Raw genomic sequence first — 25,287 nt, forward strand, 5'->3', positions numbered from 1 at the left:
GAAAGGGGAAGGGGCCGGGCTGCACAGTCAGACCTACGGGGGGCGGAGGGCCGGTTCGGAAATGCGGGATGAACAGTGGGACGCCCCAGGGAGTGGCTTGGGGGTCGGGTGCTTTATGGGGCTCTGTACGGGCCTGGCGTCACCCGTCGGCCGCCTGCGCCATCAGTGCCACGCCGGTACGGATGCGTATCGGCGTGAGGTGGGCGTATCCGAGGACGAGACGGGGGCGTACGTCGGTACAGGGGCGTACGTCGCTCTGTACGCGTGCGCGTGGGTACGAGGATGAGGGGGCGAGGTGGGAATCGTCGTCCACGCGTGCGTGCCCGTACTCCGTCAGCGCCCGCACCTCCACCCCCGCCTCCGTGACCCTCTCCAGGAACCGTTCCTGCGGCCCGTACCGCTCCGGCAGCGTCGCGATGACGTGCAGCCCGGCGGCGATGCCCGAGACCTCCGTGCCGGGGAAGTGCTCCGCGAGGGACGCTACGAGGGTGTCCCGGCGTTCCCGGTAGGCGCGCCCGCAGCGGCGCAGGTGGCGGTCGTAGTCGCCGCGTTCGACGAAGCGGGCGAAGACGGCCTGGTCGAGGGCGGGATGCCCGAGGTCGGCGGTGCGCTTGCGTTCGGTGACGTCCTCGGCGAGCGCCTCGGGGAGCAGCAGCCAGCCCAGGCGCAGTCCGGGCGCGAGGGACTTGCTGACGGACCCGGTGTAGGCGACGCGCTCGGGGTCGAGCCCCTGGAGCGCGCCGACGGGGTCGCGGTCGTACCGGAAGTCGCCGTCGTAGTCGTCCTCCAGCACGAACCCGTCCACCGCGCGCGCCCACTCCAGGAGCCGGGTACGGCGCTCGGGCGCGTACGCGATGCCGGTGGGGAACTGGTGGGCCGGCGTGGTGACGACCGTGCGCACGCGCGCGTGGTGCAGCGGTCCGAGGGCGAGCCCGTCGCCGTCCAGGGGCAGCGGTACGACGTCCAGACCGGCGGCTTCGTACAGGGCCGCGTGCGGCGGGCTCCCGGGGGCCTCGACGCCGACCTCGCGGATCCCGCGCGCGTGGAGCGCCCCGCCGAGCAGCGCGAGCGCCTGCGCGACGCCGGAGACGACGATCAGCCGCTCCGGATCGGCGACCACTCCCCGGCGCCGGGTCAGGAGGGCGGCGAGGGCGGTGCGCAGGCGGGGCAGGCCGCGCGGGTCGGGGTAGCCGAGGTCCTGGTGGGGGAGTCCGGCGAGCACGGCACGCTGGGCGGCGGACCAGGCGGCGCGCGGGAACAGCGACAGGTCGGGGGAGCCGGGCACGAAGTCGGCGCGGGCGCCGGGTGAGCGCGGCGCACGGTCCCGCGCGCGGGGCGCCGCCGCGCGGACGGCGTCCCCGACCCAGGTGCCCGCGCCGCGCCCGCTGCGGAGGTATCCCTCGGCCGTCAACTGCTCGTACGCCTCGGTCACCAGCCCTCGCGACACGCCCAGATCGGCGGCGAGGTCCCTGCTGGACGGCAACCGGGTCCCGGCGGCCAGCCGTCCCGCGCGGATCGCCTCCCGCAGGGCCTCCTGCACCGCACGTCCCCGCGTGCGTGCGGGTGCGGTGACCGCAGGCCGCAGCACCTCCCATGGACTGGTCCCCGATGACGCCATGGAAGTGGACCTTAATGCGGGCCGCCGCCGTCCCTAACGTCCCGTTCATGAACGCCACTTCCGCGCGCGGAGCGCTCTTCGCCGCGCTCGCCTGTCTCCTTGTCGGGGCCTCCTTCACCGCCAACAGCGTGCTGGGCGGCTATCCGTACGCGGGCGGGCAGGCGCTCCGGTACGCCCTCGCCTTCCTGCTGCTGGCGCCCCTGGCCCGTCAGGGCGCGCGGGAGCGCCTGCGTCGTCTGCCCCTCCGTCAATGGCTGCGTGTCGCACTGCTGTCGGGCGTCGGCATGGTCGGGTTCAACCTCGCCGTCCTCGCGGCGGAGCGATCCGCCGAACCGGCCGTCTCCGGGGTGTTCGTCGGGTGCGCGCCGGTCGTCGTCGCCGTCCTGGTGCCGCTCCTGGAGGGGCGCCGGCCCCGCCTGTGGGGTGCGTCGCTGGTGGCTTCGGGCGCGTTCGTCGTGCAGGGGTGGGGGCGTACGGACGGTGCCGGGCTCGTGTTCTCCGCGTGCGCGCTGGTCGGGGAGGTGGGGTTCGCGGTACTGGCGACGCCGGTGCTACGCGCGCTCGGGCCGCTGCTGACGTCGGCGACGGTGTGCGGGGTGGCCGCGGTCGAGTCGGCGGTGCTGGGGGTGGTGCTCGACGGGGGTGGGTGGGTGCGGTGGCCGGACGGGGGCGAGGCTGCGGCGCTGCTGTGGCAGGCCGTCGTGGTGACCGTCGTGGGGTTCGTGTGCTGGTACCGGGGGATGCAGGTGCTGGGCGCCGAGCGGGCGACGCTCTTCTCCGGCCTGATCCCGGTCGCCGCCGCCGCGACGGCACCCGTCGTCGGCGCGGGCTCCTACGGGGCCGCTCAGGCGCTGGGGAGCGTGCTGGTGGGTCTCGGGGTGGCGGCGGGCTCCGGAGCGCTCAGACGGGCGTCTGGGGGCGCGGGGAGGGGTGGCTTGGCTGCGGGGGTGGGGGAGGTGGGGTGAGGGGTGGTCTGCGGTTCCGGGGTGGGGGCCTTCGACGGCAGTCGGCGTGCGGCGAAGGCCCGCCCTCGGCGGCGGCCCGTAGCCGGTCTCGGCGGCAGCCGCTTCCCGGTGGCAGCCTGCTTTCCGGCGGCGGGAGCTTTCGGCGGCGGCGGGCTCGTGGTGACAGCCCGTCCCCGGCGGCAGCCTGCTCCTGGCGGCCAGGCGCTCGTGGCGGCGGCCCGCAGCCGGTCTCGGCGGCAGCCGCTTTCCGGCGGCGGGAGCTTTCGGCGGCAGCGGGCTCGCTGTGACAGCCAGTCCCCGGCGGCAGTCGGCTCGCCGTGACAGCCCGCCCCCGGCGACAGGCGCTCTCGACGACGGCCCGCTCCCCTGACCGCCTGTGCCCCAGCGGCAGGCTCGCGCAACGGCAGTCCGCTCCCTGCGACAGCCTGCGCTTCGCGGCAGTCCGCCTCCAGCCACAGCCCGTTCTCGACGGCCGCCCGTCCTCAGCGGCTCCCGTCCAGGATCACCCGCGCCACCAGCGCCGGATCGTCGCTCATCGGCACGTGGCCGCAGCCCGGGAGGCGGATCAACCGCGCCTCAGGCATGACGTGTTTCGCGCGTACGCCCTGGCGCCGCAGGAGTACGCGGTCCCGGGTGCCCCAGGCGATCGTCACGGGGACGTTCCGGACGTCGTCCGTGAACCGGACCGAGCCGCCCGCGCGCAGGGTCGCGTCGAAGCCGGTCGCGCCGGTCAGGGCGAGGGTCTCGGCGACCACCGACTCCGGTGAACGGCGTGCGGGGTGGGCGTAGATGGTGCTCGTCAGCGCCGTACGGCCGGCCGCCGACCGGGACAGGCGTTCCACCAGGGGGAGCGGCATCCCGCGCGCGATGCGGCGCATCGTCAGCAGCAGGGTGAACGCGTAACGGCGCTCCGCCTCCGTCCAGAAACCGGCGGGGGACAGGGCGGTGACGGACCGTGCGAGGTTTTCGCGGCCCAGCTCCAGGGCGATCAGGCCGCCCAGGGAGTTGCCCGCGACGTGCGGCCGGTCCAGGCCCAGGGTCTCGCAGAACGCCGCGAAGACCGCGCTCGTCGTCGGGAGGTCGTAGGCGAGGCCCTCCGGGAGACCCGGGGACGCGCCGAAGCCGGGCAGGTCCACCGCGACGACGTCCCGCTCGGTCGCCAGGATGTCGGTCACCGGGTCCCAGGCCTGGCGGTGGTGGCCGATGCCGTGCAGCAGGAGCAGCGGCTCGCCGTGACCTACGCGCGCGTAGGAGACGGTGACCGGCTGTGGCCCGCGCGCGGAGGGGACCTTGAAGGAGACGGTGGCGGACATGCGGGTGCTCCTCGTCTGAGCTCAGCGGTGAAACTCCGTGGACAGCTTGTCAGTTGTTGCTACCGACGGGTAGACCCCGGCTGCCGATGCCAAGTCCCGCCTGGCCGAAAGCGGTTTCCCCCATTGGTATTGACCAAGGTTGGGGGCCGCCCTATGGTCGCTGACAAGTGAAACAACCTTTAATAAACAAGGGCGCGTAAAGGGCCTGAGCCACGGGGCGGGGTGGAGGACAGGGTGGGGACCACGCAGCTGGAAACGGTGCCGGAACCGAAGTACTGGCATCTGAGGACAGTGCTCAGCGAAGCACTCGACTCGGAGTTCACGGTGGGGGAGGTGCTGCCCAACGAGCGCGACCTCGCGGCCCGCTTCGGCGTCGCCCGCGCGACACTCCGGCAGGCACTGGAGCAACTCGAACTGGAGGGACGGCTCCACCGCCGACGGGGCGTCGGCACAACCGTCGCGCCCCCGCGCGTAGGCGTCGACGTCGGCCCCGAGGGCAGGGCCTGGCCCAGCGACGACACCTGGCAGCCCGTCGACAGCGACCTGACGGCGCCCCCTGCGGCCGTCTCCACCGCCCTCGCGCTCCCGCGCGGGCTCGCCGTCCACGTCGTCCGCCGCTCCCGCGTCTCCCACGGGCACCCGGTCGCCGCGGAACTCCTCTACGTACCGGAGACCTCCGTCCCCGCGCTCCCGCCCACGGACGCCCTCTCGGGCCCCGCCCGCGCGCGTGCCCTGCTCCGCGAACTCCACCACCTGGACCTCACGGCCCAGAACCGCTCCGTGGAACTCGGCTCCGCGCGCGCGGACGACGCGAAGCAGCTCGACCGGCTGCCGGGGGCTCCGGTCCTGGTAGTCACGACCCACTTCATGGCCGCCGACCGGGTCGCCGCGCTCTCGATCGCGACGTACCGAGCTGACACGTGCCGCCTGACGTTCGGCGCGGCGGGCGGGGTGGAGATCGAGGAAGGGCTGGGGGAGAGGGTTTCCTGAGCCCGCGCGGGGCGCCCGGCCTCTCGGCTGTAGGCCGGGCCGGGCGTCCCGCCGGGCCGGGCGTCCCGCCGGGCCGGGCGTCCCGCCGGGCCGGGCGTCCCGCCGGGCCGGGCGTCCCGCCGGGCCGGGCGTCCCGCCGGGCCGGGCGTCCCGCCGGGCCGGGTGCCTTGCGGGGTTGGGCGTCCCGCCGGGCCGGGTGCCTTGCGGGGTTGGGCGTCCCGCCGGGCCGGGTGCCTTGCGGGGTTGGGCGTCCCGCCGGGTCGGGTGCCCCGGCGGTGGGGGCGGGCGGTAGGACGCGGGGCGGGCGGTACGGCTCGGTGGCCCCCGGAATTGGCTGCCGGGGGAGAGGGTTTCCTGAGCCGACGCGGGGCGCCCGGCTTCTCGGCTGAACGCCGGGTCGGGCGTCCCGCCGGGTCGGGCACCTCGCCGCTGGGGGCGGGCGGTAGGACGCGGGGCGGGCGGTACGGCTCGGTGGTCCCGGAGTTGGCTGCTCGGGGGGAGAGGGTTTCCTGAGCCTGCGTGGGGCGTCCAGCTTCTCGGCTGAACGCCGGGTCGGGTGCCCCGCCGAGCTGGGTATCCCGTCGGTGGGGGCGGGTGGCAGGACGCGGGGTGGGCGGTACGGCTCGGTGGCCCCGGAGTTGGCTGCTCAGGGAGAGGGCCCTGCGGCCCGTTACCGTCCTCCGCCGTGAACAACTGCTGATCCACCCGGTCCAGCGCCAGCCGCAGCGCGCCCATGGCCACAGCCGCCTCCCCGGGGGAAGAAGCAGGCGGTCGTCGCGGACACGCCCCATCCCCTGTGCCACAGCCGCCTCCCCGGGGAGTAGGCCCCTGCGGCTTGCGCGCCCGTGCCGGTCCCGAACGCTTTGCCGCGGCTTCACACCCCCGGGAACTTCACCTGGGGGAGAATGCCGCGCGGACCCGGCAGGGCCGCAGCCTCACGCCCCCCGGGAACTTCGACAATCCGGAGGCGGCGTGGTGTCCGGCAGCCGCCGCGGTCTCACGCCCCGGGAACTTCCCCGAGACGACGCCCGTTCCGCTGACAAGCGAGGAGCACTCAAGCCAGGAGCGCCTCCGGGCGAGGAGCCCCTTCCGGCCGGGACAACACGCCGCCGCCCCACCCGCCCACCGCCACCCGCAACCGTCCCAGCCCCTGCCGCCCCGTCACCGTCCCCGCCAGCCATCCCTTCACCACCCCCGCCCCTGCCACCCCGTCACCGCCAGCCGTCCCCTCACCACCCCAACCCCTGCCTCCCCGTCACCGTCCCCTCCACCGCGAACAACTGCTGATCCACATGGTCCAGCGCCAGCCGCAGCGCGCCCATGGCCACAGCCGCCTCCCCCAGAGACGACAGCGTGACCCTCGGCGGGCGCAAGCAGTAACGGGCGAGTTCGTTGCGCAGAGGCCCGAGGAGGTCCGCGAGGCCCGCCGTCGCGCCGCCGATGACGACCAGCTCCGGGTCCAGCGCGAGCGCGAGGGCCGCGACGTCGTGGACCAGGCGTCGGAAGAACCGGTCGACGGCCGCACAGGCGCCGGGATCGCCGTCCCCCGCGCGCGTGAAGACCTCGATCGCCGCCTGATGGTCGAGCGGCGGAAGCGGCACGTCAGTCGTGGACAGCAGCGTCTCGGGAGTGACCTCGCGCCCCAGCAGATGCAGCGCCCCGATCTCCCCCGCAGCCCCGCCGTACCCGCGATGCAGCCGCCCCCCGATCAGCGAACCCGCCCCCGGACTCAGCCCCGCGAGGACCAGCACCACGTCGTCGGAGTCGACCGCGGCGCCCTTCCAGTGCTCGGCGACGGCCGCGGCGTTCGCGTCGTTCTCCACGAGCACCGGGCACTTGAACGACCGGCTGAGCCGCTCACCGAGCCGCAACCCCGTCCACTCCGGCAACGCGGCACACAGCCGCACCGTCCCGTCCGTCTCGACGATCCCCGGCGTCCCCACGCCGACCGCCCGAAGCGCACTGCGCGGCACCCCGGCCCGCCGCAGCAACTCCGCGACAACCGTCCGCGCCCGCTCCAACCGCTCCTCGGCGGACGCACTCTCCGCCACCCCCCTGTCCTGCGCCCCCAACACCCGCCCGTCCAGATCCGCGACCACCGCCGACACCCGGTGCGCCCCGATGTCCAGCCCCAGCAGATACCCGGCCTCCGCCCGGAACCGGAACCGCCGCGCGGGCCGCCCCTGCCGCCGCACGACCGTCACATCGGCCGCCTCCTCGACGACCAGCCCCGCCCCGATCAGATCCTCCACCACCCCCTCCACCGTCGGCCGCGACAGCCCGGTCACCCGCGTGACCTCGGTCAACGTCGCCCGCTCCGCCGCACGCAACGCATGCAGCACCACTGCGGAGTTGATCCGCCGCAACAGCGACGGATCCCCACCGATGAGCCGCCCCACGCGCGTCCTCCCTGCCAGTCGAGTGTGGGCGGATGGTACGTCCCGGGTTCAGGCCTCCGACATGAACCCCACGAAGTGGGTCCAGCCGTCGCGGCCGACGGAGAAGTGGGGGAGGGTCACGTCTTTGGAGTCCCGTACGCAGATGGCTTCTTCGACGATGGAGACTTCGACGCAGTCGTCGCCCTGAGTGCCGCTGTAGCTGGACTTGAACCAGAAGGCGACCTCGACACAACTGTCACCCTGCGTCCCACTATGGCTGGACTTGAACCAGGCGAGATCGGTCGTGCTCATAGCTCTCCTCGCAGTCGCTCCAACAAGTCCCGGGATTCTTTGGGGTTCCGGGCCTGCGAGCGCAGTGTGCCATAGCTTTGATAGAGGAGGCTTACTCGTTTCGGGTCGCTGATCAGACGGCCGTTCTGCTGGCCTTCCGAGTAGGCGAACCTCTTGCGGGCCGGGTTCTCCAGCAGGCGCAGAGGTCCATCCAGACACGCGTGGAACTCAGCCTCCAGAGGCACGATCTGGAGCGTCACATTGCGCAGGGAACTCAGTTCCAGCGCCGTATCGATAAGACTCCGAGTCACCTCGACCCCACCCAGTCGCCTTCGATACAGGTGCTCCTCGACGATGAAGCTGAAGGGGACGTTCGGCCGGGTGTACAGCAGTTGCTGACGCTCCAGCCGGGCCGCGACCTGGTATTCCACCTGTTCGTCCGACAACGGCGGGATGCTGTTACTGAACACGGCCCGCGCGTACGGCTCCGACTGCAACAAGCCCGGCACCATCCGGCACTCGTACGTGTCCAGGCTGACCGCTTTCTTCTCCAGCCGCGCCCACTTCCGGAACCAGACCGCCAACCCGGCCTCGCCCCGCGTCAGGAACGGCGCCGCCTTCCGCAGCGCTCCCGTGTTCCCCAGCTTGTTCTCCGCCCTGTCCACGAACGTCTCATCCGGCATCCGCCTCCCCAACTCCACCGATTCCACCGTGTGTTTGGAGTACCCGATGAGCAACCCGAATTGTTCCCTGCTGAGCCCCTGATGCTCCCGCAGACCCTGGACGACAGCCCCGAACGTCTTCAGACTGTCGGAGGGATCGGGTTCGCGTTCGTGGTCGTCGTCGACCGCCTCCACCCCGTCCTCGTCCAAGATCTCCCCGCCGTCGGTCATACGCGGCCACCTCCGGGTGTGTACGTGCGTTGTTCCCCGCGATCGACCCGCCCAGGGTGACGTCAAGAACCTCGTACCGTCTACGGAATGCCCCCGTACGCTGACGCAGCGTACGGGCCTCAGGTCTGGAACGCGCCCCCGCGCGCCCTCCACCTTGGCCTCATGAACACCACGACTCCCCAACTCCCCGACACCGTACACACTTTCGACCAGCTCCTGTCGTCCACGCGCAGGGGCGCCCGGCTGGCCCGGCTCCTCACGGTCGAGCGCCTCCAGGCGTGGCACGTCCCCCCGTCACACACGGAGCGCATCGAGCACGTCGTGGCCGAACTCGCGTCGAACGCGGCGCTGCACGGCCGCGTCCAGGGACGCGACTTCCGTGTCGGCCTGGCGCTCGACAAGACGACCGGCATCCTGCGCGCGGCGCTCACGGACGCGCGCGGGGACCGGCTCCCCTGGCCGCAGCCGAACCCGGACGACGAGTCGGGCCGCGGCCTCGTCCTCGTCGCGGCGCTGGCGGACCGCTGGGGGACCATCCCGTATCCACCGAGCGGCAAGACGGTGTGGGCGGAGTTCGACCTCCGCCAGCCCGCCCGATAGCGCCGCCCGTCTCCTCGTACGGCTGCGAAGACGGCTCCAACTCGGCCCGCACCAAAGCCGCAGCCGTACGCTCCACTCACCGAGGCGCCACGAACCCCGACTCGTACGCCGCGATGACCGCCTGAGTCCGGTCCCGCGCCCCCAACTTCCCCAGCACCGCGCTCACATGGGACTTCACCGTCTCCGCCCCCACCACCAACTCCCCGGCGATCTCCGCGTTCGACAGCCCCCGGGCCATCAACCGCAGCACCTCGCCCTCCCGTTCGGTCAGCCCGGCCGACTCCAGCCGGTCCCGCGCGTCCCCATCCCCGTACTCCGCTGCCAACTTCCGCAGGGACGCCGGGAACAGCAGCGACTCCCCCGCGGCCACCACCCGCACCGCGTTGACGATCTCCGCGGCCGGCGCCCGCTTCAACAGGAACCCGTCGGCCCCGGCGCGCAGCGCCTCGTACACGTACTCGTCGTTCTCGAAGGTCGTCACCACCAGGATCTTCGGCGGCGCGTCAACTCCCCGCAGAACGGCGCGAGTCGCGGAGATGCCGTCGAGCAGCGGCATCCGTACGTCCATGGCGACGACGTCGGGCCTCAGTTGCCGGACGAGGGGGATCACGGCGGCTCCGTCGGCCGCCTCGCCGACGACCGTGATGTCGGGCTGGGCCTCAAGGACGGCCCGCAACCCCGCGCGGACCAGCGGTTCGTCGTCGACGAGGAGCACAGTGACCGGCATCCGGCCAGCGTAGATCAGCCCAACGGCAGCTCCGCGCGCACCCGCCAGTCCCCGGCATCGGGCCCGGTGGACGCGTGTCCGCCGAGGAGCGCGGCGCGCTCGCGGATGCCGCGCAGTCCGCTGCCGCGCCCGGGCCCGGGGACGCGCGCGGCCAGCGGATTGCGCACCTCAAGCCGGAGAACGTCCGCCTCGACGCCCACGCGGACGCTCACCGGCACCGGCCCCGCGTGCCGCAGCACGTTCGTCAGCGCCTCCTGGAGGATCCGGTAGCTCTCCCGGGACACCGGCCCGGGCACCTTCTCCAGCGGCCCCGACAGCTCCGCGTCGACCAGCGCCCCCGACGCCCGCGCGGACTCCAGCAACCGGTCCGCCTCCGCGAGCGTGGGCCGCCCGCTCGCCGGCCGCTCGGACTCCCGCAGCACCCCGAGCACCCGCTCCAGATCCTCCAGCGCCGCCCGCCCGGTCTCCTCGATCGCCTCCAACGCCCGCGCGGTGAACGCCGGATCACCCGCCGCGCGCGCGGCGCCCGCCTGCACGACGGCCACCGTGAGCGCGTGCCCGATCGAGTCGTGCAACTCGCGGGCGATGCGCGTGCGCTCCAGCAGCCGTTCCGTACGCTCCTCCAGCGCCGCGAGCCGCTCGGCGGCGGACGGGCCCAGGAGGGCGCGCGCGGCGACGGTCACGAGGTGCCCGAGGCCGACGACGGCGCCGTACAGCACGATCAGCGGGAACGGCGCCAGCAGGGCGTACGACCAGTGCGGGGACGGGTACCAGGCGACCAGGTCGCTCGGGTACCCCAGGGACAGCCGTACGAGGTCGTACACGAGCGACAGCATCCACACGCACACGAACGTCGTCGACACCCCCAGCAGCAGCCGCACTTCGAGCCAGACGACCGTCCGCAGCCGGTCCCGCCAGGTCGCCGACGGGGCGATCGAGAACCCGGGGTCCTCCTCGCCGGGCGTGAGCATCCAGCGCGCCTGCACGCCCTCACCCGTCCGCACGCCCGCGATCAGCCCGAGCGGGGCCACCAGCAGGGCGACCACCCACGGCCGCCGGGGATCGATGAACATCCACACGCTCACCACGAGCATCGGCACCCACAGATGCAGGAGCCGTGTGTACGTCGTCCCCCGCAGCAGCGGGCTCAGGAACCGGGCCATACGGACATCGTGACAGGCACCACTGACAACGGGCCTCCCCCGAGCGGGGGAGACGGTTCCCACCCCCGGGGGAAGCCCCTGACCAGGGCCGGAGGCCAGGGTGGTGGACATGACCAGCATCGACGTCCGCGACCTGACCAAGGTCCACGGCACCCGCCGCGCCGTGGACGGTCTCACCTTCAGCGTCCGCCCCGGCCGGGTGACCGGTTTCCTGGGCCCGAACGGCGCCGGCAAGTCCACGACCCTGCGCCTCCTGCTCGGCCTCGACCACCCCACCTCGGGCAGCGCCACCCTCGACGGCCGCCCGTACGCGGCGCTCACCGAACCCCTGCGCCACGTCGGCGCGCTGCTCGACGCGCAGGCCGCGCACGGCGCCCGCACCGGCCGCGACCACCTGCGCGTGCTGGCCGCGAGCAACCGCGTCCCGGTACGCCGGGTCGACGAGGTCCTGGAGGAGACCGGCCTCGCGTCCGCTGCGCGCAGGCGCGTACGGACGTACTCCCTGGGCATGCGTCAACGCCTAGGCATCGCCGCCGCGTTGCTCGGCGACCCCGGTGCGGTCCTGCTGGACGAGCCCTCCAACGGCCTCGACCCGGAGGGCATCGTCTGGATCCGCGGCCTGCTGCGCCGCCTCGCGGGGGAGGGCCGTACGGTCCTGGTCTCCAGCCACCTCATGAACGAGACGGCCGCCTACGCCGACCACCTGATCGTCCTCGGCCGGGGCCGCCTCCTCGCGGACACGCCGCTCAAGGAGTTCGTCGACGCGCGCGTGCACCCGCGCGTACGGGTGCGTACGACCGACCAGGCCGCGCTCGTCGACGCCCTTGCGCGCGCGGGGCATCGCGCCGACGAACACCCCGACGGGCACTGGACCGTGCAGCACGCGCGCGTGGACGACGTCGGCCGTCTCGCCTCCGACGCCGGTGTCACCCTCCTCGAACTCGCCGCCGAGGAGGGCACGTTGGAGCAGGCGTACTTCGATCTGACGGCCGGCGAGACCGAGTTCACGGCACACCTCTAGGAGCCCCGCATGTACGTTTCCGCTCTCCACGCCGAGTGGCTCAAGATCCGCACCCTGCGCTCGCAGCTCGTCGCCCTCGCCGCGATCCTCCTCACCACGCTCGCCTTCTCGGCACTCGCCGGGCTCGACGCCTCCGGTGACGACCCGCTCTTCTCGGCCTACTTCGGCGTCACCTTCGGCCAGGTCGCCGCCGTGTCCTTCGGGACGAACGCGATGGCGGCGGAGTTCCGTGACGGCGCCCTGCGGACGTCCCTCGCGGCCGTGCCCGACCGGACACGCTGGTTCACGGCGAAGGTGACGGCGATCGCCGTACCCGTACTGGCCGTCGGGCTCCTCACCGGCACCGTCACCCTTCTGACCGGTGACGGTGTGGGGTGGGCCGAGGGGATCAGGGGTGCTGTGGGCTGCGGGATCTATCTGACGCTGATGGCGCTGCTGGCGGCGGGGCTCACCGCCGTACTGCGCAGTGGGGTGACGACGCTCGGGATCGTCGTACCGTTTCTGCTGATCGTGTCGTTCGTCGTCGGGGACATGTCCGGGACGGTCGCGGACTGGTTCCCGGACCGGGCGGGACAGGCGGTGCTGCACAGTGAGCCGGCTGTCGATCCGTGGATGGGGTTGCTGGTGACGGCCCTGTGGAGCGCGGTGGCGCTGGGGGCGGGGGTGTGGCGGGTGCGGAGGAGGGACGCGTGAACGTTTCCCCTCCAAGCCGCGTCAGCCCTCCGCCGCCTCCCGCAGCCGCGCGAACTCCTCCGCCATCGTCGCCGCCGTCCAGTGCGCGTTCAGCCCGCTGGGGTTCGGCAGTGCCCACACGCGCGTGTCGCCGATGACGCGTTCCTGCGGTCCCACGCGCGCGTGCCGGTCGTCGAAGGCGGCGCGGTAGGCGGTGATGCCGACGACCGCCAGCCAGCGGGGCTTCAGGCGGGTCACCTTGGCGGTCAGGACGCGCCCGCCCTCCTGGTACTCCTCGGCGGAGAGTTCGTCCGCACGCGCGCTCGCGCGGGCGACGACGTTCGTGATGCCGAGGCCGTACGACAGGAGTTCCGCCTGTTCCGCCGGTTTCAGCAGGCGGGGTGTGAAGCCGGAGAGGTGCAGGACCGGCCAGAAGCGGTTGCCGGGGCGGGCGAAGTGGTGGCCCGTCGCGGCCGTCATCAGGCCGGGGTTGATGCCGCAGAACAGTACGCGGAGGCCGGGCGCGGCCACGTCGGGGACGAGGCGGTCGCGCGCGGCCTCCAGCTCGGCCTGGGTGAAGCGGGTCAGAGGATCGCCCCGGGGGTGTAACCGGCGGCCTCCGGGCGCTGCTTGACGATCTCCTCGATCCGGGAGACCACCGACGCGACCTGGTCGGCGGCGGCGCCCGTGAAGGACAGCTTGTCGGCCATCAGCGCGTCGAGCTGCGCGCGGTCCAAGGGGATGCGGTCGTCGGCGGCGAGCTTGTCGAGGAGCTCGTTGCGCTCGGCGCCCTGCTCGCGCATCGCCAGCGCGGAGGCGACCGCGTTCTCCTTGATCGCCTCGTGCGCGACCTCGCGGCCCACGCCCGCGCGTACGGCGCCCATCAGGACCTTCGTCGTCGCCAGGAACGGCAGGTAGCGGTCCAGCTCGCGCGCGACGACCGCCGGGAACGCGCCGAACTCGTCGAGCACCGTCAGGAACGTCTCCAGCAGGCCGTCCAGCGCGAAGAACGCGTCCGGGAGGGCGACGCGGCGGACCACCGAGCACGACACGTCGCCCTCGTTCCACTGGTCGCCCGCCAGCTCGCCCGTCATCGACGCGTACCCGCGCAGGATGACCATCAGGCCGTTGACCCGCTCGCAGGAGCGCGTGTTCATCTTGTGCGGCATCGCCGAGGAGCCGACCTGGCCCGGCTTGAAGCCCTCCGTCACCAGCTCGTGGCCCGCCATCAGACGGATCGTCTTCGCCAGCGAGGACGGGGCCGCCGCGACCTGTACGAGGGCCGTGACGACCTCGTAGTCCAGCGAGCGGGGGTAGACCTGGCCGACCGACGTGAACGCCTGCGAGAAGCCCAGGTGACCGGCGATACGGCCCTCCAGGTCCGCGAGCTTGGCCGCGTCGCCGCCGAGGAGGTCCAGCATGTCCTGCGCGGTGCCGACCGGGCCCTTGATGCCGCGCAGCGGGTACCTGCCGAGCAGCTCCTCCACGCGCGCGTACGCCACGAGCAGTTCGTCCGCCGCCGTCGCGAAACGCTTGCCCAGGGTCGTCGCCTGCGCCGCCACGTTGTGCGAGCGGCCGGCCATCACCAGCTCGCCGTACTCCGAGCTGAGCTTCGCGAGCCGGGCCAGCACCGCGACCGCGCGGTCCCTGATCAGCTCCAGCGACAGCCGTACCTGCAACTGCTCGACGTTCTCCGTCAGGTCCCGGGACGTCATCCCCTTGTGCACCTGCTCGTGCCCGGCGAGGTCGTTGAACTCCTCGATCCTGGCCTTCACGTCGTGCCGGGTGACCTTCTCGCGCTCGGCGATCGACCCGAGATCAACGGTGTCGAGCACCCGCTCGTAGTCCTCGATCGCCCCTTCCGGCACCTCGATCCCGAGATCCCGCTGAGCCCGCAGCACCGCGAGCCAGAGCTGCCGCTCCAGCTTCACCTTGTGCTCGGGCGACCACAGGGTGGCCAGCTCGACGGAGGCGTACCGTCCGGCGAGGACGTTCGGGATACGGGGCTTTGCGGGAGCGGAAGTCACGTGACGGGATTCTACTGTCGATTCACGCAGGCCAGGGCCGGGGTGGGGTTGGTGGGAAGGTACGAGACGCGGGTCACGGCACGGTCCGGTCAGCGGGAGCTGTCGGCCAGTTCCGCCAGGACGTCCCCGTGGCACAGCTCCGGCGCGCACCAGCAGGCCAGAGTCCGTCCGCGCAGGTCGTCGACCAGGCCCAGGAGGCCGGGGTGTTCCAGCAGGTACGCGCGGTACATCGCCATCACCTCCGCGCGCGTGCCGTCGCGTTTCTTCTGCGGGGTGTCGTAGGCGTAGGGGTTGTACAGCGGGTGGCGGGGAAGGTCCCAGCCGCCGAGGGTCCAGCGGCGGCCGACGTACGTCACGTCCGCCGGAGCGTGTTCCAGGCGGGGGCCGTACTCGTGGATACGGCCCCGCAGGTTGACGACCCGGGTGGGCATCAGGAGGCCGGGCCCTCGTACGGCAGCAGTTCCGGGTGCTTCGGTGTGCGGCCGTCTCCCGAGGAGCGGCCCGTCAGGCGGCGGGCTATCCATGGGAGCAGGTATTGGCGGGTGAAGCGGGCGTCCGCCAGGCGGCGGGACGTCCATGTGGGTGGGGGCGTGGGCGGGATGGGGGCCCGCCAGTCCGGGAATTCCGGGGTGTGGCCCAGGGTTTGCCAGACCGCCTCCGCCACTCTGCGGTGGCCGTCCGTCGTGAGGTGGAGGCGGTCCACGTCCCAGGAGCGGGGGTCCGCCAGGGAGGGGGCGCCGTAGAGGTCCACCACCAGGGCGTTGTGCTTCGATGCCAGGTCGTCCACGCAGGCGAACAGTTCCTCCATGCGGGGGCGGAAGCGTTCGAGTACGGGGCCTTCGCGGCCGGGGCTGCGCATCAGGACCAGGTGGTTGCAGCTCGGCGCCAGGCGTTCCACCGCCTCCGTGAGGAGGTCCTTCACGCGGACCATGTCGCACTTCGGGCGGAGGGTGTCGTTCAGGCCGCCGACCAGCGTGATGACGTCGGCGCCCATGCCGGCCGCGACGTCCACCTGCTCCTCGACGATCTGGCCGATGAGCTTGCCACGTACGGCGAGGTTGGCGTACCGGAAGCCGGAGGTCTCGGCGGACATGCGGGCCGCGAGGAGGTCGGCCCAGCCTCGGTAGGTGCCGTCGGGGAGGAGGTCCGACATGCCCTCGGTGAAGGAGTCGCCGACCGCGACGAGGCTGCTGTACGGGGGAGTGGGGTGTGTCTGCATGGCGTCAGAGATGGTAACCGTTCCTATTCAGTGAGCAGGAGTGGGTCTTGGACCCAAACTTGATCACTGCGGACATCCCGAACGGTGTTGGGTGTCCTGGTCGCCCGCGTTCGCTCCGCGTCCGGTGGCTCGCATCGTGTGCGTGGTCCGGGAACGCGGGGGCGGGGTCCCTCACGCCCGAGGGTCTCCGGTCGGGCCTGGACGGTCCGATGCCCGCGACGATCACTCCGGTCGTCGCGGGGCGGTGCCGTCCGACGCCGGATCGGATGCCCTTGGGCGCGTCGCCCGATCGCGATGCTCGCGGCATCGTGACGGGTGGTCTGACGGTTCTTCGTGGTGAGGGGCTTCTTCCAGTACTGCGCGCCCCACATCGAGGTGTACGCCGGGTCGACAGCGATGATCGCGATGCCGGTCGCGTCGGCCATCGACGTCAGCCGAGCACGGAGCTTCCCGGTCGGCATACCGGAGACGATCTGCTTGAAGCGTTTCCTGCGACCGTGCTTCTCGCGGGTCTTCTCCGCCGTGAAGTCGAGGTCCTCGACAGCGATCGCCTTGACGCCGCATGACCTGGCCCAGTTCAGGAGGCGGGTCAGGGCGTGGCGGACCTGCGCGTCGCGGTGGTCGGCGGTGCCGGACAGGTCGTAGAAGAAGCGGCGCGGGCTGCCGATGGGGTTGCCGTGGGGGTCGAGGCGCCAGGCGGCGAGGTGATCGGCATTGGTGTCGACACCGATCACCCCCTCGGCGAGAGCTGCCGCCAGGGGGATCGTCCGGGTGACGGGGAAGGTCCAGGCGGCGGTCAGGTACCAGCGCCCGCGCACCGTGTCCCGGTGGATGCGGTAGGCGACAGCCCGGTTCACTTCGACGCGGTCGGCCCACTCGGTTGCCCGGTGCGGGAAGGACACCCGCGCGGCCAGGACGTACCGGCCGTGCCCGCTGTTGGCGTGCGCGGCGAGAGGTTTGGGGAGTTTGATGCTCACCTCGCCGTCCGGGGTGACACGGATGGTCTCGTTGCCGTAGGGCTTGCCGGACTCCCCGTCCGCTTGGAGGAACCAGCGCCCGGCCTCCCACCGCTCACGCCACCCGGCCTCGGTGAGCCGGGCGGCGTCGAGGTGGTGACGGGTGGCGAGCAGACGCCTGCCGCCCCTCACCACGCGGACGACACCGGCCTCACGATCAGCACGCACAGCGGTCAGCCGGTCTTGCAGGACGTGCAGGCGGCGGGACTTGTGGAACCACTCCCCCTGCGAGCGGTAGCCGCCCGGCGCCCGTTTGCTGCCCTTCTCCCCGAGGGGGAGTGACAGCCGGTGCCGGATCGTGCGGATGCCGGCTTCGAGGGACTGGATGTGAGCGGCCTGTCCGCGCCGGGCGAGTGCCCACTGATCATGCGTGGCCTTCGTGATGGCCCCCGCCCAGCGCGACGACGACAACGGCGTCAGCTCCCGCTTACGGACCGCCCACGTCTCGGCCGAATGCTCCAGCCCGTCAGCACACCGCACCTTGAGATCCCGGGAGGCGAGCGAGCCCAGATGCGCACCCACCAGCCGCAGCACCTCCTCGTCCTCCGGCGTCAGGCCCTTCAGACGGGCACGTATCGCCACACCGGCGGGGCCGGGCACCACGAACGGAGCCGCCACCTCCCGCAGCCCGCTCATCCCGATCACCCTCCCCTCCGGAACCGAAGACCTTCCCCATCACCCTCAACGACCACCACCGGGAAAGGTCACACGTTCGACGAAAGAAACTTTGTTCCCTCGCGCGTGAAGCACTCGCCAGGGCTTGGACACACCCCTGTGCGGCCAGAACACACTCCCGTGCTGTTCCACCGCGGCAGTCCACAACCCCGGGCAGTCGGTCACCCCGGTGCCCGAGGTAACCTCCCTCACGCCTGCTGCCCGAACAACTCCCGCAACACGTCCTCCATCGTCACCATCCCCGCCAGCCGCCCGTCATCCTCCATGACCGCCGCCAGATGCGTACGACTCCCCCGCATCGCCGTCAGCACATCGTCCAACGGCGTAGCCTCCCGCACCCGCGCGATCGCCCGCAGATCCCGCAGCCGGAACGGCACGTCCCTGGGCGACGCGTCGAGCGCGTCCTTGACGTGCAGATAGCCGACGATCCGGCGCCCCTCGTCGACGACGGGGAAGCGGGAGAAGCCGGAGGACGCGGAGAGTTCCTCCAGGCCCTCGGGAGTGACCCCTACGCGCGCGTAGACGACGCGTTCGAGCGGCAGGACGACGTCCCGCACCGGACGACGCCCGAGTTCGAGCGCGTCGTGCAGCCGCTCCTGCGCGCGGTCGTCGATGAGACCCGCCTCCCCGGCGTCCTTGACGATCTGCGCCAGCTCGGCGCCGGAGAAGGTCGCCGTCACCTCGTCCTTGGCCTCGATGCGCAGGAGCCGCAGCAGCGTGTTGGCGAAGGCGTTGATCGTAAAAATGACCGGCCGCAACGCGCGCGCGAGGGTCACCAGGGGCGGCCCGAGGAGCAGCGCGCTGCGCACGGGTTCGGCGAGGGCGATGTTCTTGGGCACCATCTCGCCGAGCAGCATGTGCAGATACGTCGCGACGACCAGGGCGATGACGAACGACACCGCGTGCCCGGCACTGGAAGGGACACCGGCCGCGTGGAACACCGGCTCCAGCAGATGCTCGATGGCGGGTTCCGCGACGACACCGAGGATCAGCGTGCACAGCGTGATCCCGAGCTGGGCGGCGGCCATGAGCGCGGAGACGTGTTCGAGCCCCCACAGCACACTGCGCGCACGCCGGTCCCCCTGCGCGCCCTCGACATACTGCTCGATCTGTGAGCGGCGCACCGAGATCAGCGCGAACTCCGCGCCGACGAAGAAGGCGTTGACGACCAGCGTCGCCAGCCCGATCAGCAGTTGGATCGCGGTCATCGTTCCTCCTCCGTTTCCTCGTCGTGCAGGGGCGCGTGCAGCAGGACGCGCGCGGCGCGGTGCCCGGCGGCGTCGACGACGTCCAGCCGCCACCCGGCGACGTCCAGCCTGTCGCCGACGGCGGGGATGCGCCCCAGCTCGGTCGCCACGAGGCCTGCCAGCGTCTCGTACGGACCCTCAGGGGCCCTGAGGCCGACGCGGGCGAGCTGATCGGTACGGGCGGCCCCGTCGGCCGAGTAGAGGGCGCGTCCGGCCTCGTCGGTGCCCGCAGGGGCGAGGTCGGACGTCTCGTGCGGGTCGTGCTCGTCGCGGACCTCGCCGACGACCTCCTCGACGATGTCCTCCAGCGTCGCGACGCCCGCCGTACCGCCGTACTCGTCGATGACGACGGCCATCGTGCGTTTGCCGGAGAGGCGGTCCAGGAGGCGGTCCACGGTCAGGGACTCGGGGACGAGGAGCGGCTCGCGCATGATCTCGGCGACCGGCACGCGCGCGCGGCGCTCGGCGGGGACGGCCAGCGCGTCCTTGATGTGGACCGTGCCGACGACGGAGTCGAGGTTGCCGCGGTAGACGGGGAAGCGGGACAGCCCGCTCGCGCGGGTCGCGTTTGCGACGTCCTCGCAGGTCGCCTGCGCCTCCAGGGCCATCACCTGCACGCGCGGGGTCATCACGTTCTCCGCGGTCAGGTCGGCCAGGTTCAGCGTGCGCACGAACAGCTCGGCGGTGTCGGCCTCCAGGGCGCCCTCCTTCGCGGAGTGCCGGGCCAGCGCGGCCAGTTCCTGCGGCCCGCGCGCGGCGGCCAGCTCCTCGGTGGGCTCGACGCCGAAGAGGCGCACGATCCGGTTCGCCGTGTTGTTGAGGTGCGTGATGAACGGCCGGAACGCGGCGCTGAACCAGCGCTGCGCGTTGCCGACGCTCTTCGCGACCGCCAGCGGCGAGGAGATCGCCCAGTTCTTCGGCACCAGTTCGCCGACGACCATCAGGAACACGGTCGACAGCGCCGTACCGATCACCAGCGCCGCCGACCGCGACGCGCTCCCGGGCAGACCGGCCGACTCCAGGGGGCCGGAGAGGAGTTTCGAGATCGACGGTTCGGCCAGCATGCCGACGACCAGATTGGTGACGGTGATGCCGAGCTGGGCACCGGAGAGCTGGAAGGTCAGGTTCCGTACGGCCTTGAGGGCGCCGGACGCGCCCCGCTCGCCGCGCTCGACCGCCCGCTCCAGCTCGCTGCGCTCGACGGTGGTCAGCGAGAACTCGGCGGCGACGAAGGCACCGCACGCGAACGACAGCAGGACCGCCACCAGCAGGAGGAGCACTTCGGTCATCGGGTCACCTCCGTCCCATGATCGGGCAGGGCGGGGAGGGACGCGCGATGTCGCATGCCGTGAGGTCGGGTACTGGGAGGCTCGCCCATGGGCGGACGCTCACACCTTTCGTTTTCGTGGGAGTCGGAGGGGGCCGCGCGCCGCGCGGCCCCCTCAAGAATGCACAGTTCCCTCAAGAGTAAAGGATGGGCAAAGCTACCCCGCTAGACCAGGGGCTTCACCCATCGCCGCCACTTCTCCTCCGGCGAGTACCCCGCCGCCGCCCAGGCATGGTGCGCCGTCTCGTTGCGCGTCAGCACCATCGCGTCGCCCCGGCGCCCGCCCAGCCGTACGAAGCGCTCCTCGGCGGCGGCCAGCAGCGTCGACCCGATGCCCTGGCGGCGGCGGCCGGGGTGGACGGCGAGGCGGTACAGGTGGCAGCGCCAGCCGTCGAACCCGGCGATCACCGTGCCGACCAGCTCGCCGCCGGACTCGGCGAGGATCAGCGCCTCGGGGTCGCGGGCGACCAGCCGCTCGACGCCCGCGCGGTCGTCGCTGATGCTCGTCCCCTCGGCGGCGGTCCGCCAGAAGGCCAGCACGGTGTCGAGGTCCTCGGGCGACGCGGCCCTTATGTGCAGATCATGCATACGGCGATCACAGCACGCCGGGCACCCCCTCGACGGACATTCCGGCATCCGGACGGCCCTGCGCCGCCGGCTCCCTGCCCTGGAGGTCCGCCAGCACCGGCCCGAACGCCTCCATGAACGCCTCCAGCACGGTGAAGTACGTGAACCCGTACCGCTCCCGCAGCGCCCGCACCTTCGCCGCGATCTCCTCCCGCGAACCGATCAGCAGGATCGGCAGCGCGAGCGCCTGCTCGGCGGTGAGACCCGGTATGCGTTCGAGGAGCGGCTGTACGACCGCCTCCGGGTCGTCCGTGACGACGACCTGCTGCACCAGCAGGTTCCGTTCCGCCGCTTCCTTGCGGCCGGACGCCAACTCGTCGTACTTCGCGACCCGTTCGTCAAGCTCCTCCGGCGACAGGGGAGTTATCTGCCCCGTCGCGCTCCCCTCGACGACGCGCGCGCCCGCGAAGGCGACGACGTCGGCGTGCTCCGCCGCCAGCCGCAGCATGCGGTTCCCGTTGCCGCCGATCAGCAACGGGACCTGTACGTCGCTGTCCTGGCGCTTCCTCAACTCCTCGACCGTGCTGCGCAGATGGGTCACCCGCTCGCCCGGCGAGCCCCACGGGAGGCCCGCCTCCTCGTGCTCCGCCTCCACGTACCCGGCGCCGAGGCCCAGTTCGAGCCGGCCGCCGGTCAGCGCGGCGGTCGTCGCCACCTCGCGGGCGAGCAGGACCGGGTTCCAGAAACCGGTGTTGAGGACGAACGTGCCCACCCGGGGCCGCGTCGTCGACTCCGCCGCCGCGACCAGCGACGGGAAGGGCGCCGGCATCCCCAGGTGGTCCGGGACCAGCAGGATGTCGTACCCCAGCTCCTCGGCGCGGCGGCACTTGGCCCGCCACGCGTCGAGCGGTGTGGGTTCCAGCAGGTTGACCCCGAAACGGAACGGACGCGTCATGAACTCCCCCTGTACAAAAGCGACTTGTCTTCGTAACCGACGTGTCGTCGAACAACTCGAACGGTCATCCGCATCCCATCACTCGTGCGCGATCGCCGCCAGTACGTTCATCCGCGACGCCCGCAGCGCCGGCAGCAGCGCCGCCACGACCCCGACGACCGCCGAGCCGACCACCACCGCGACGACCGTCCCCCACGGGATCGCCAGCACCCCCATCCCCTGCAACGCCAGCACCTGCTGGATACACACCCCCCACACCAGCCCCAGCGCGAGGCCCAGGACCGCGCCGAACACCGCGATCACCACCGACTCCAGCCGGATCATCCGCCGCAACTGCCGCCGGGCCAGCCCGATCGCCCGCAACAGGCCGATCTCCCGGGTCCGTTCGACCACCGACAGAGCCAGCGTGTTGACGACGCCGAGCACCGCGATGACGATCGCCAGGCCCAGGAGCGCGTACACGAGGTAGAGCAGCACCGCGATCTGGTCGTGCACCAGCTTCTTGTAGTCGGCCTGGTCGCGGACCTGCACCTGCGGGTACGGGTCCAGCGTCCGCTCCAGCGCCCCGCGCAGCGCGTCCGCGCCCGTCCCCGGCGCCGCGTCCACGTACACCGCCGACTCCTGGCCGCCCGGCACGAACCGCTCGACCGTCGCGAGCCCCAGGAACAGCCCGCCCTGCGCGCCGAAGCCCTCCGCGGCGTCCTGGTCGGTGAGCGCGCCGACCGTCAGCTCCGTACGCCGGTCGCCCGGGAACTCGGTCGGCAGGACGCTGCCGATCCGTACGCCGTGCTCGCGCGCGAAGTCCACGTCCATCGCCACGTGCCCGGCAGCCAGCGCCGCCGCCGTGTCGCCCTGCGCGTACGTGATGTGCGCGACCTCGTCCAGTTGCGGGTCGTAGCCCGCGGCCGTCGTCTCGACCCGCCTGCCGTCCGGGAGGCGGACCGCGAGGGGCGCGAAGCGGGCGCGGACCGTCAGGCCGACGCCCTCCGTCGCCCGGATCTTGTCGGTGACCTCCTTCGTGAACGGGGTGAAGTTGCCGCTCTGGACGACGAAGTCCGCGCCGAGCGTCTTGTCGATCTGCTGGTCGAAGGAGGCCGACATCGACGCGCTCGCCACCGACATCCCGCCGACCAGCGCGAGGCCCACCATCAGCGCGGACGCCGTCGCGCCCGTACGGCGCGGGTTGCGCAGGGCGTTGCGCTGGCTCATCCGGCCGACCGAGCCGAACAGGGCCGGGAACGCGCCGCCGAGGACCCTGATCACCGGGCGGACCAGCAGCGGGCCCGCCACGACCGTCGCCAGCAGGGTGAGGACGACGCCCAGGCCCAGCAGGGACGCCGCCGACGCCGTTCTCGTCGCCGCAGCGCAGCCCGCCAGCGCCGCCGCGCCCAGTGCGGCCAGGGACGCGCCGACGATCGCCCGCACCCGCAGGGGGCGGCCCACACCGGCGACCTCCGCGTCCGCGAGCGCCGCCATCGGGGAGACGGCCGCCGCCCGGCGCGCGGGCAGGTACGCGGCGACGAACGTGACACCGACACCCACCACGTACGCCGCGACCGGGGTCGGCCAGCCGACCACCATCTCCGTCGTCTTCAGGTTCATCCCGAACAGGGACATCAGCTTGATCAGGCCCGCCGCCAGGCCGATGCCCGCCGCGAGGCCCAGGGTGGAGCCGGTGAGGCCCAGCAGGACGGCTTCCGTCAGGACCGAGCGGCGCACCTGGCGGCGGTCCGCGCCCAGCGCCCTCAGCAGGCCCAACTCCCTGGTGCGCTGGGCGATCAGCATCGAGAACGTGTTGACGATCAGGAAGACGCCGACGAGGACGGCGATGCCCGCGAAGCCGAGCATCACGTACTTGATCACGTCCAGGAACCCGCCGAGCTGCTCCGCCGAGGACTTCGCCTGCTCGTCGGCCGTCTTCACGTCGTACGGGCCCGCGCCGAGAGTGCTCGCCACGCGTGCCTTGAGGGCCTCGTCCGACACGCCCGGCGCCGCTCGCAGCTCGATCGCGGTCGCGCGGTCCGCCGAGCCGAGCAACTCCTTGGCGGCGACCTCCGGGTCCAGGAAGACGAGAGCCGCGCCGGGGTTGGTGGTCGTGAAGGTGACGATCCCCACGACGGTGACCTTGAACGTGCCCGGCTGCGCCATCACCGTCAGCCGGTCGCCGATCCGTACGTCCTTCTTGTCGGCCGTGTCCGCGTCCAGCAGCGCTTCCCCGGCGCCGCGCGGGGGCCTGCCGGAGGTCAGTTTCACCGGGCTGCGGTCGGTGAGGTGCCAGTCCAGGGCGAGGGTGGGGGCGCCTGTCGTCGGTCCGACCGACTCGTTCTCCGCGTCGACGACCGTCGCGTTCTCGACGCTCACCTCCGCGTGCGTGTCCGCCACGCCGGGGAGTGCCGCGAGGCGCTTCTCGAGGGCGGCGGGGAGGGTCTGGACGGCGCCGGTGGGGACCGACGAGGTGAGGTCGTCCTTCGGCTGCACCGTCACGTCCGCCGAGGTGGAGGCGAAGAGACGGTCGAACGTCCGCGTCACGGTGTCCGAGAAGATCAGGCTGCCCGCCACGAACGCGACCGACAGGACGACGGCGAGGGCGGACAGCAGGAGCCGGCCTTTGTGGGCGAGGAAGCTTCGGAGGGTGGCCTTGAGCATGGTCAGTCCTCCGCGCGGGGGTCGGAGCGGGGGGCCGGGGGCGCGTCGGGCGCGGGGCAGGGGGTGCTGGCTGCCGGGTCTTGCGCGAGGGCTCCGCGATCCGGCCGCTCCGCACCGCGCACCTCGCCGTCCTCCCCGCCCGTCCCGGCGGCCGGCTCCCGCACCCCGTCCGTCTCCGGCGCTGAACCGCCCTCGCCCGCGAACAGCCGCAGCCGCTCCAACACCCCTTCCGCCGTGGGCCGTTCCATGTCCTCCACGATGCGGCCGTCCGCCAGGAACAGGACCAGGTCGGAGTGGGCGGCGGCGGTCGGGTCGTGGGTGACCATGACGACCGTCTGGCCGAGGGCGTCCACCGCCTGGCGCAGGATCGTGAGGACCTCCAGGCCCGCGCGGGAGTCGAGGTTGCCGGTGGGCTCGTCGGCGAAGATCAGGTCCGGGCGGGAGATCAGGGCGCGGGCGCAGGCCACGCGTTGCTGCTGGCCGCCGGAGAGCTGGGCGGGGCGGTGCTTCAGACGGTCGCGCAGGCCCAGGGTGCCGATGATCTCGGCCAGCCACTTCTGGTCCGGCTTGTGGCCCGCGATGTCCATGGGGAGCGTGATGTTCTCCGCCGCCGTCAGCGTCGGGATCAGGTTGAAGGACTGGAACATGAAGCCGACCCGGTCGCGCCGTAAGCGGGTCAGTTTGCGGTCGTTCAGGGCCGTGATCTCCGTGTCGCCCAGCCAGACGTGGCCCGCCGAGACCGTGTCCAGACCGGCGAGGCAGTGCATCAGCGTCGACTTGCCCGACCCCGAGGGGCCCATCACCGCCGTGAACCGGCCGCGGGCGATGTCCACGTCGACTCCGTCCAGCGCCAGGACGGCGGTCTCTCCGGAGCCGTACGCCTTCGTCAGGCCCCGCGCCCGGGCCGCGACCCCGGGGTCCTGCTGCACGGCGGATGTGGACAATGCGGCCTCCTCACTCGGTGCCTTCCTCGTGGC

23 protein-coding genes are annotated in these 25,287 nt (G+C 72.5%); 5 read left to right on the forward strand and 18 right to left on the reverse strand.

Features of this window, described 5'->3' with window-relative positions; genetic code table 11:
* Positions 1-139: 139 nt before the first annotated feature.
* Positions 140-1,618 carry a MocR-like pyridoxine biosynthesis transcription factor PdxR gene (gene pdxR, locus J8M50_RS18280; RefSeq protein ID WP_029183897.1) on the reverse strand — a complete coding sequence of 493 codons (1,479 nt, stop codon included), beginning with the start codon at positions 1,616-1,618 and terminating at the stop codon, positions 140-142.
* Between the two features lie 47 nt (positions 1,619-1,665).
* On the opposite strand from pdxR, the gene J8M50_RS18285 reads away from it, so the two are divergent.
* Positions 1,666-2,583 (forward strand): EamA family transporter, encoded by a 918-nt coding sequence (locus tag J8M50_RS18285; protein ID WP_050987228.1) that lies wholly within the window; start codon positions 1,666-1,668, stop codon positions 2,581-2,583.
* Positions 2,584-3,065: 482 nt separating this feature from the next.
* On the opposite strand, the gene J8M50_RS18290 is transcribed toward J8M50_RS18285, so the two are convergent.
* Positions 3,066-3,896, reverse strand: a complete 831-nt coding sequence (locus J8M50_RS18290; protein ID WP_010353999.1) for an alpha/beta fold hydrolase — start codon at positions 3,894-3,896, stop codon at positions 3,066-3,068.
* Positions 3,897-4,130: 234 nt separating this feature from the next.
* Between J8M50_RS18290 and J8M50_RS18295 the strand changes: the two genes are divergently transcribed.
* Positions 4,131-4,886, forward strand: a complete 756-nt coding sequence (locus tag J8M50_RS18295; protein WP_010353998.1) for a GntR family transcriptional regulator — start codon at positions 4,131-4,133, stop codon at positions 4,884-4,886.
* A 1,229-nt stretch (positions 4,887-6,115) separates the two neighbouring features.
* Here the strand turns inward: J8M50_RS18295 and J8M50_RS18305 are convergent.
* From J8M50_RS18305 to J8M50_RS18315, 3 genes are read right to left on the reverse strand one after another with little or no spacing between them, the layout of a single operon-like run.
* Complete coding sequence (locus J8M50_RS18305) at positions 6,116-7,285, reverse strand: ROK family transcriptional regulator (protein ID WP_010360422.1); 1,170 nt, start codon at positions 7,283-7,285, stop codon at positions 6,116-6,118.
* A 48-nt stretch (positions 7,286-7,333) separates the two neighbouring features.
* Positions 7,334-7,576, reverse strand: coding sequence for a DUF397 domain-containing protein (locus tag J8M50_RS18310; protein WP_010360420.1), 243 nt, complete (start codon positions 7,574-7,576; stop codon positions 7,334-7,336).
* Positions 7,573-8,448, reverse strand: coding sequence for a helix-turn-helix domain-containing protein (locus J8M50_RS18315; protein WP_010360419.1), 876 nt, complete (start codon positions 8,446-8,448; stop codon positions 7,573-7,575). Before J8M50_RS18315 ends, J8M50_RS18310 begins: the two co-directional genes overlap by 4 nt.
* Before the next feature lie 162 nt (positions 8,449-8,610).
* On the opposite strand from J8M50_RS18315, the gene J8M50_RS18320 reads away from it, so the two are divergent.
* The gene (locus J8M50_RS18320; RefSeq protein WP_029184663.1) at positions 8,611-9,048 is read left to right on the forward strand and encodes an ATP-binding protein; all 438 of its coding nucleotides are present in this window, start codon (positions 8,611-8,613) and stop codon (positions 9,046-9,048) included.
* 76 nt (positions 9,049-9,124) lie between these two features.
* Here the strand turns inward: J8M50_RS18320 and J8M50_RS18325 are convergent, their stop codons facing one another.
* A complete protein-coding gene (locus J8M50_RS18325) occupies positions 9,125-9,775 on the reverse strand; it encodes a response regulator (RefSeq protein WP_010360417.1) in 651 nt (216 codons plus the stop codon).
* A gap of 14 nt (positions 9,776-9,789) precedes the next feature.
* Positions 9,790-10,938 carry a sensor histidine kinase gene (locus J8M50_RS18330; RefSeq protein WP_010360416.1) on the reverse strand — a complete coding sequence of 383 codons (1,149 nt, stop codon included), beginning with the start codon at positions 10,936-10,938 and terminating at the stop codon, positions 9,790-9,792.
* A 109-nt stretch (positions 10,939-11,047) separates the two neighbouring features.
* Between J8M50_RS18330 and J8M50_RS18335 the strand changes: the two genes are divergently transcribed.
* Together J8M50_RS18335 and J8M50_RS18340 are read left to right on the forward strand one after the other, a co-directional pair.
* Positions 11,048-11,959: an ATP-binding cassette domain-containing protein gene (locus tag J8M50_RS18335; protein WP_029184662.1), complete on the forward strand. Its 912-nt coding sequence runs from the start codon at positions 11,048-11,050 to the stop codon at positions 11,957-11,959.
* A gap of 9 nt (positions 11,960-11,968) precedes the next feature.
* On the forward strand, positions 11,969-12,652 hold the full coding sequence (locus tag J8M50_RS18340; protein WP_010360413.1) for an ABC-2 transporter permease family protein: 684 nt from the start codon (positions 11,969-11,971) through the stop codon (positions 12,650-12,652).
* A gap of 21 nt (positions 12,653-12,673) precedes the next feature.
* Here J8M50_RS18340 and mug read toward each other — a convergent pair whose 3' ends face one another.
* The 11 genes from mug to J8M50_RS18395 all read right to left on the reverse strand — a co-directional run bounded on the left by mug (position 12,674) and on the right by J8M50_RS18395 (position 25,254).
* Complete coding sequence (mug, locus tag J8M50_RS18345; RefSeq protein WP_075661415.1) at positions 12,674-13,219, reverse strand: G/U mismatch-specific DNA glycosylase; 546 nt, start codon at positions 13,217-13,219, stop codon at positions 12,674-12,676.
* On the reverse strand, positions 13,216-14,658 hold the full coding sequence (gene purB / locus J8M50_RS18350; RefSeq protein WP_010360411.1) for an adenylosuccinate lyase: 1,443 nt from the start codon (positions 14,656-14,658) through the stop codon (positions 13,216-13,218). The genes mug and purB overlap by 4 nt, the downstream gene beginning before the upstream one ends.
* 89 nt (positions 14,659-14,747) lie before the next feature.
* Positions 14,748-15,089 (reverse strand): DUF4326 domain-containing protein, encoded by a 342-nt coding sequence (locus J8M50_RS18355; RefSeq protein WP_010360410.1) that lies wholly within the window; start codon positions 15,087-15,089, stop codon positions 14,748-14,750.
* Positions 15,089-15,877: an SGNH/GDSL hydrolase family protein gene (locus J8M50_RS18360; protein ID WP_010360409.1), complete on the reverse strand. Its 789-nt coding sequence runs from the start codon at positions 15,875-15,877 to the stop codon at positions 15,089-15,091. The genes J8M50_RS18355 and J8M50_RS18360 overlap by 1 nt, the downstream gene beginning before the upstream one ends.
* 23 nt (positions 15,878-15,900) lie before the next feature.
* Complete coding sequence (locus J8M50_RS18365; RefSeq protein ID WP_010360408.1) at positions 15,901-17,529, reverse strand: IS200/IS605 family element transposase accessory protein TnpB; 1,629 nt, start codon at positions 17,527-17,529, stop codon at positions 15,901-15,903.
* A gap of 227 nt (positions 17,530-17,756) precedes the next feature.
* Complete coding sequence (locus J8M50_RS18370) at positions 17,757-18,776, reverse strand: hemolysin family protein (RefSeq protein WP_010360407.1); 1,020 nt, start codon at positions 18,774-18,776, stop codon at positions 17,757-17,759.
* A complete protein-coding gene (locus tag J8M50_RS18375) occupies positions 18,773-20,104 on the reverse strand; it encodes a hemolysin family protein (RefSeq protein WP_010360406.1) in 1,332 nt (443 codons plus the stop codon). Before J8M50_RS18375 ends, J8M50_RS18370 begins: the two co-directional genes overlap by 4 nt.
* Before the next feature lie 203 nt (positions 20,105-20,307).
* On the reverse strand, positions 20,308-20,730 hold the full coding sequence (locus tag J8M50_RS18380) for a GNAT family N-acetyltransferase (RefSeq protein ID WP_010360405.1): 423 nt from the start codon (positions 20,728-20,730) through the stop codon (positions 20,308-20,310).
* 7 nt (positions 20,731-20,737) lie between these two features.
* Positions 20,738-21,664: a TIGR03621 family F420-dependent LLM class oxidoreductase gene (locus J8M50_RS18385; protein WP_010360404.1), complete on the reverse strand. Its 927-nt coding sequence runs from the start codon at positions 21,662-21,664 to the stop codon at positions 20,738-20,740.
* Positions 21,665-21,742: 78 nt separating this feature from the next.
* Entirely contained in the window at positions 21,743-24,310 is a 2,568-nt protein-coding gene (locus J8M50_RS18390; protein ID WP_010360403.1) for an ABC transporter permease, read from the reverse strand.
* A 2-nt stretch (positions 24,311-24,312) separates the two neighbouring features.
* Positions 24,313-25,254 carry an ABC transporter ATP-binding protein gene (locus tag J8M50_RS18395; protein WP_078481502.1) on the reverse strand — a complete coding sequence of 314 codons (942 nt, stop codon included), beginning with the start codon at positions 25,252-25,254 and terminating at the stop codon, positions 24,313-24,315.
* Between the last annotated feature and the right edge of the window lie 33 nt (positions 25,255-25,287).

It is taken from the genome of Streptomyces acidiscabies (genome assembly GCF_020010905.1).
In the GTDB taxonomy this organism is placed as follows: Bacteria; Actinomycetota; Actinomycetes; order Streptomycetales; family Streptomycetaceae; genus Streptomyces; species Streptomyces acidiscabies.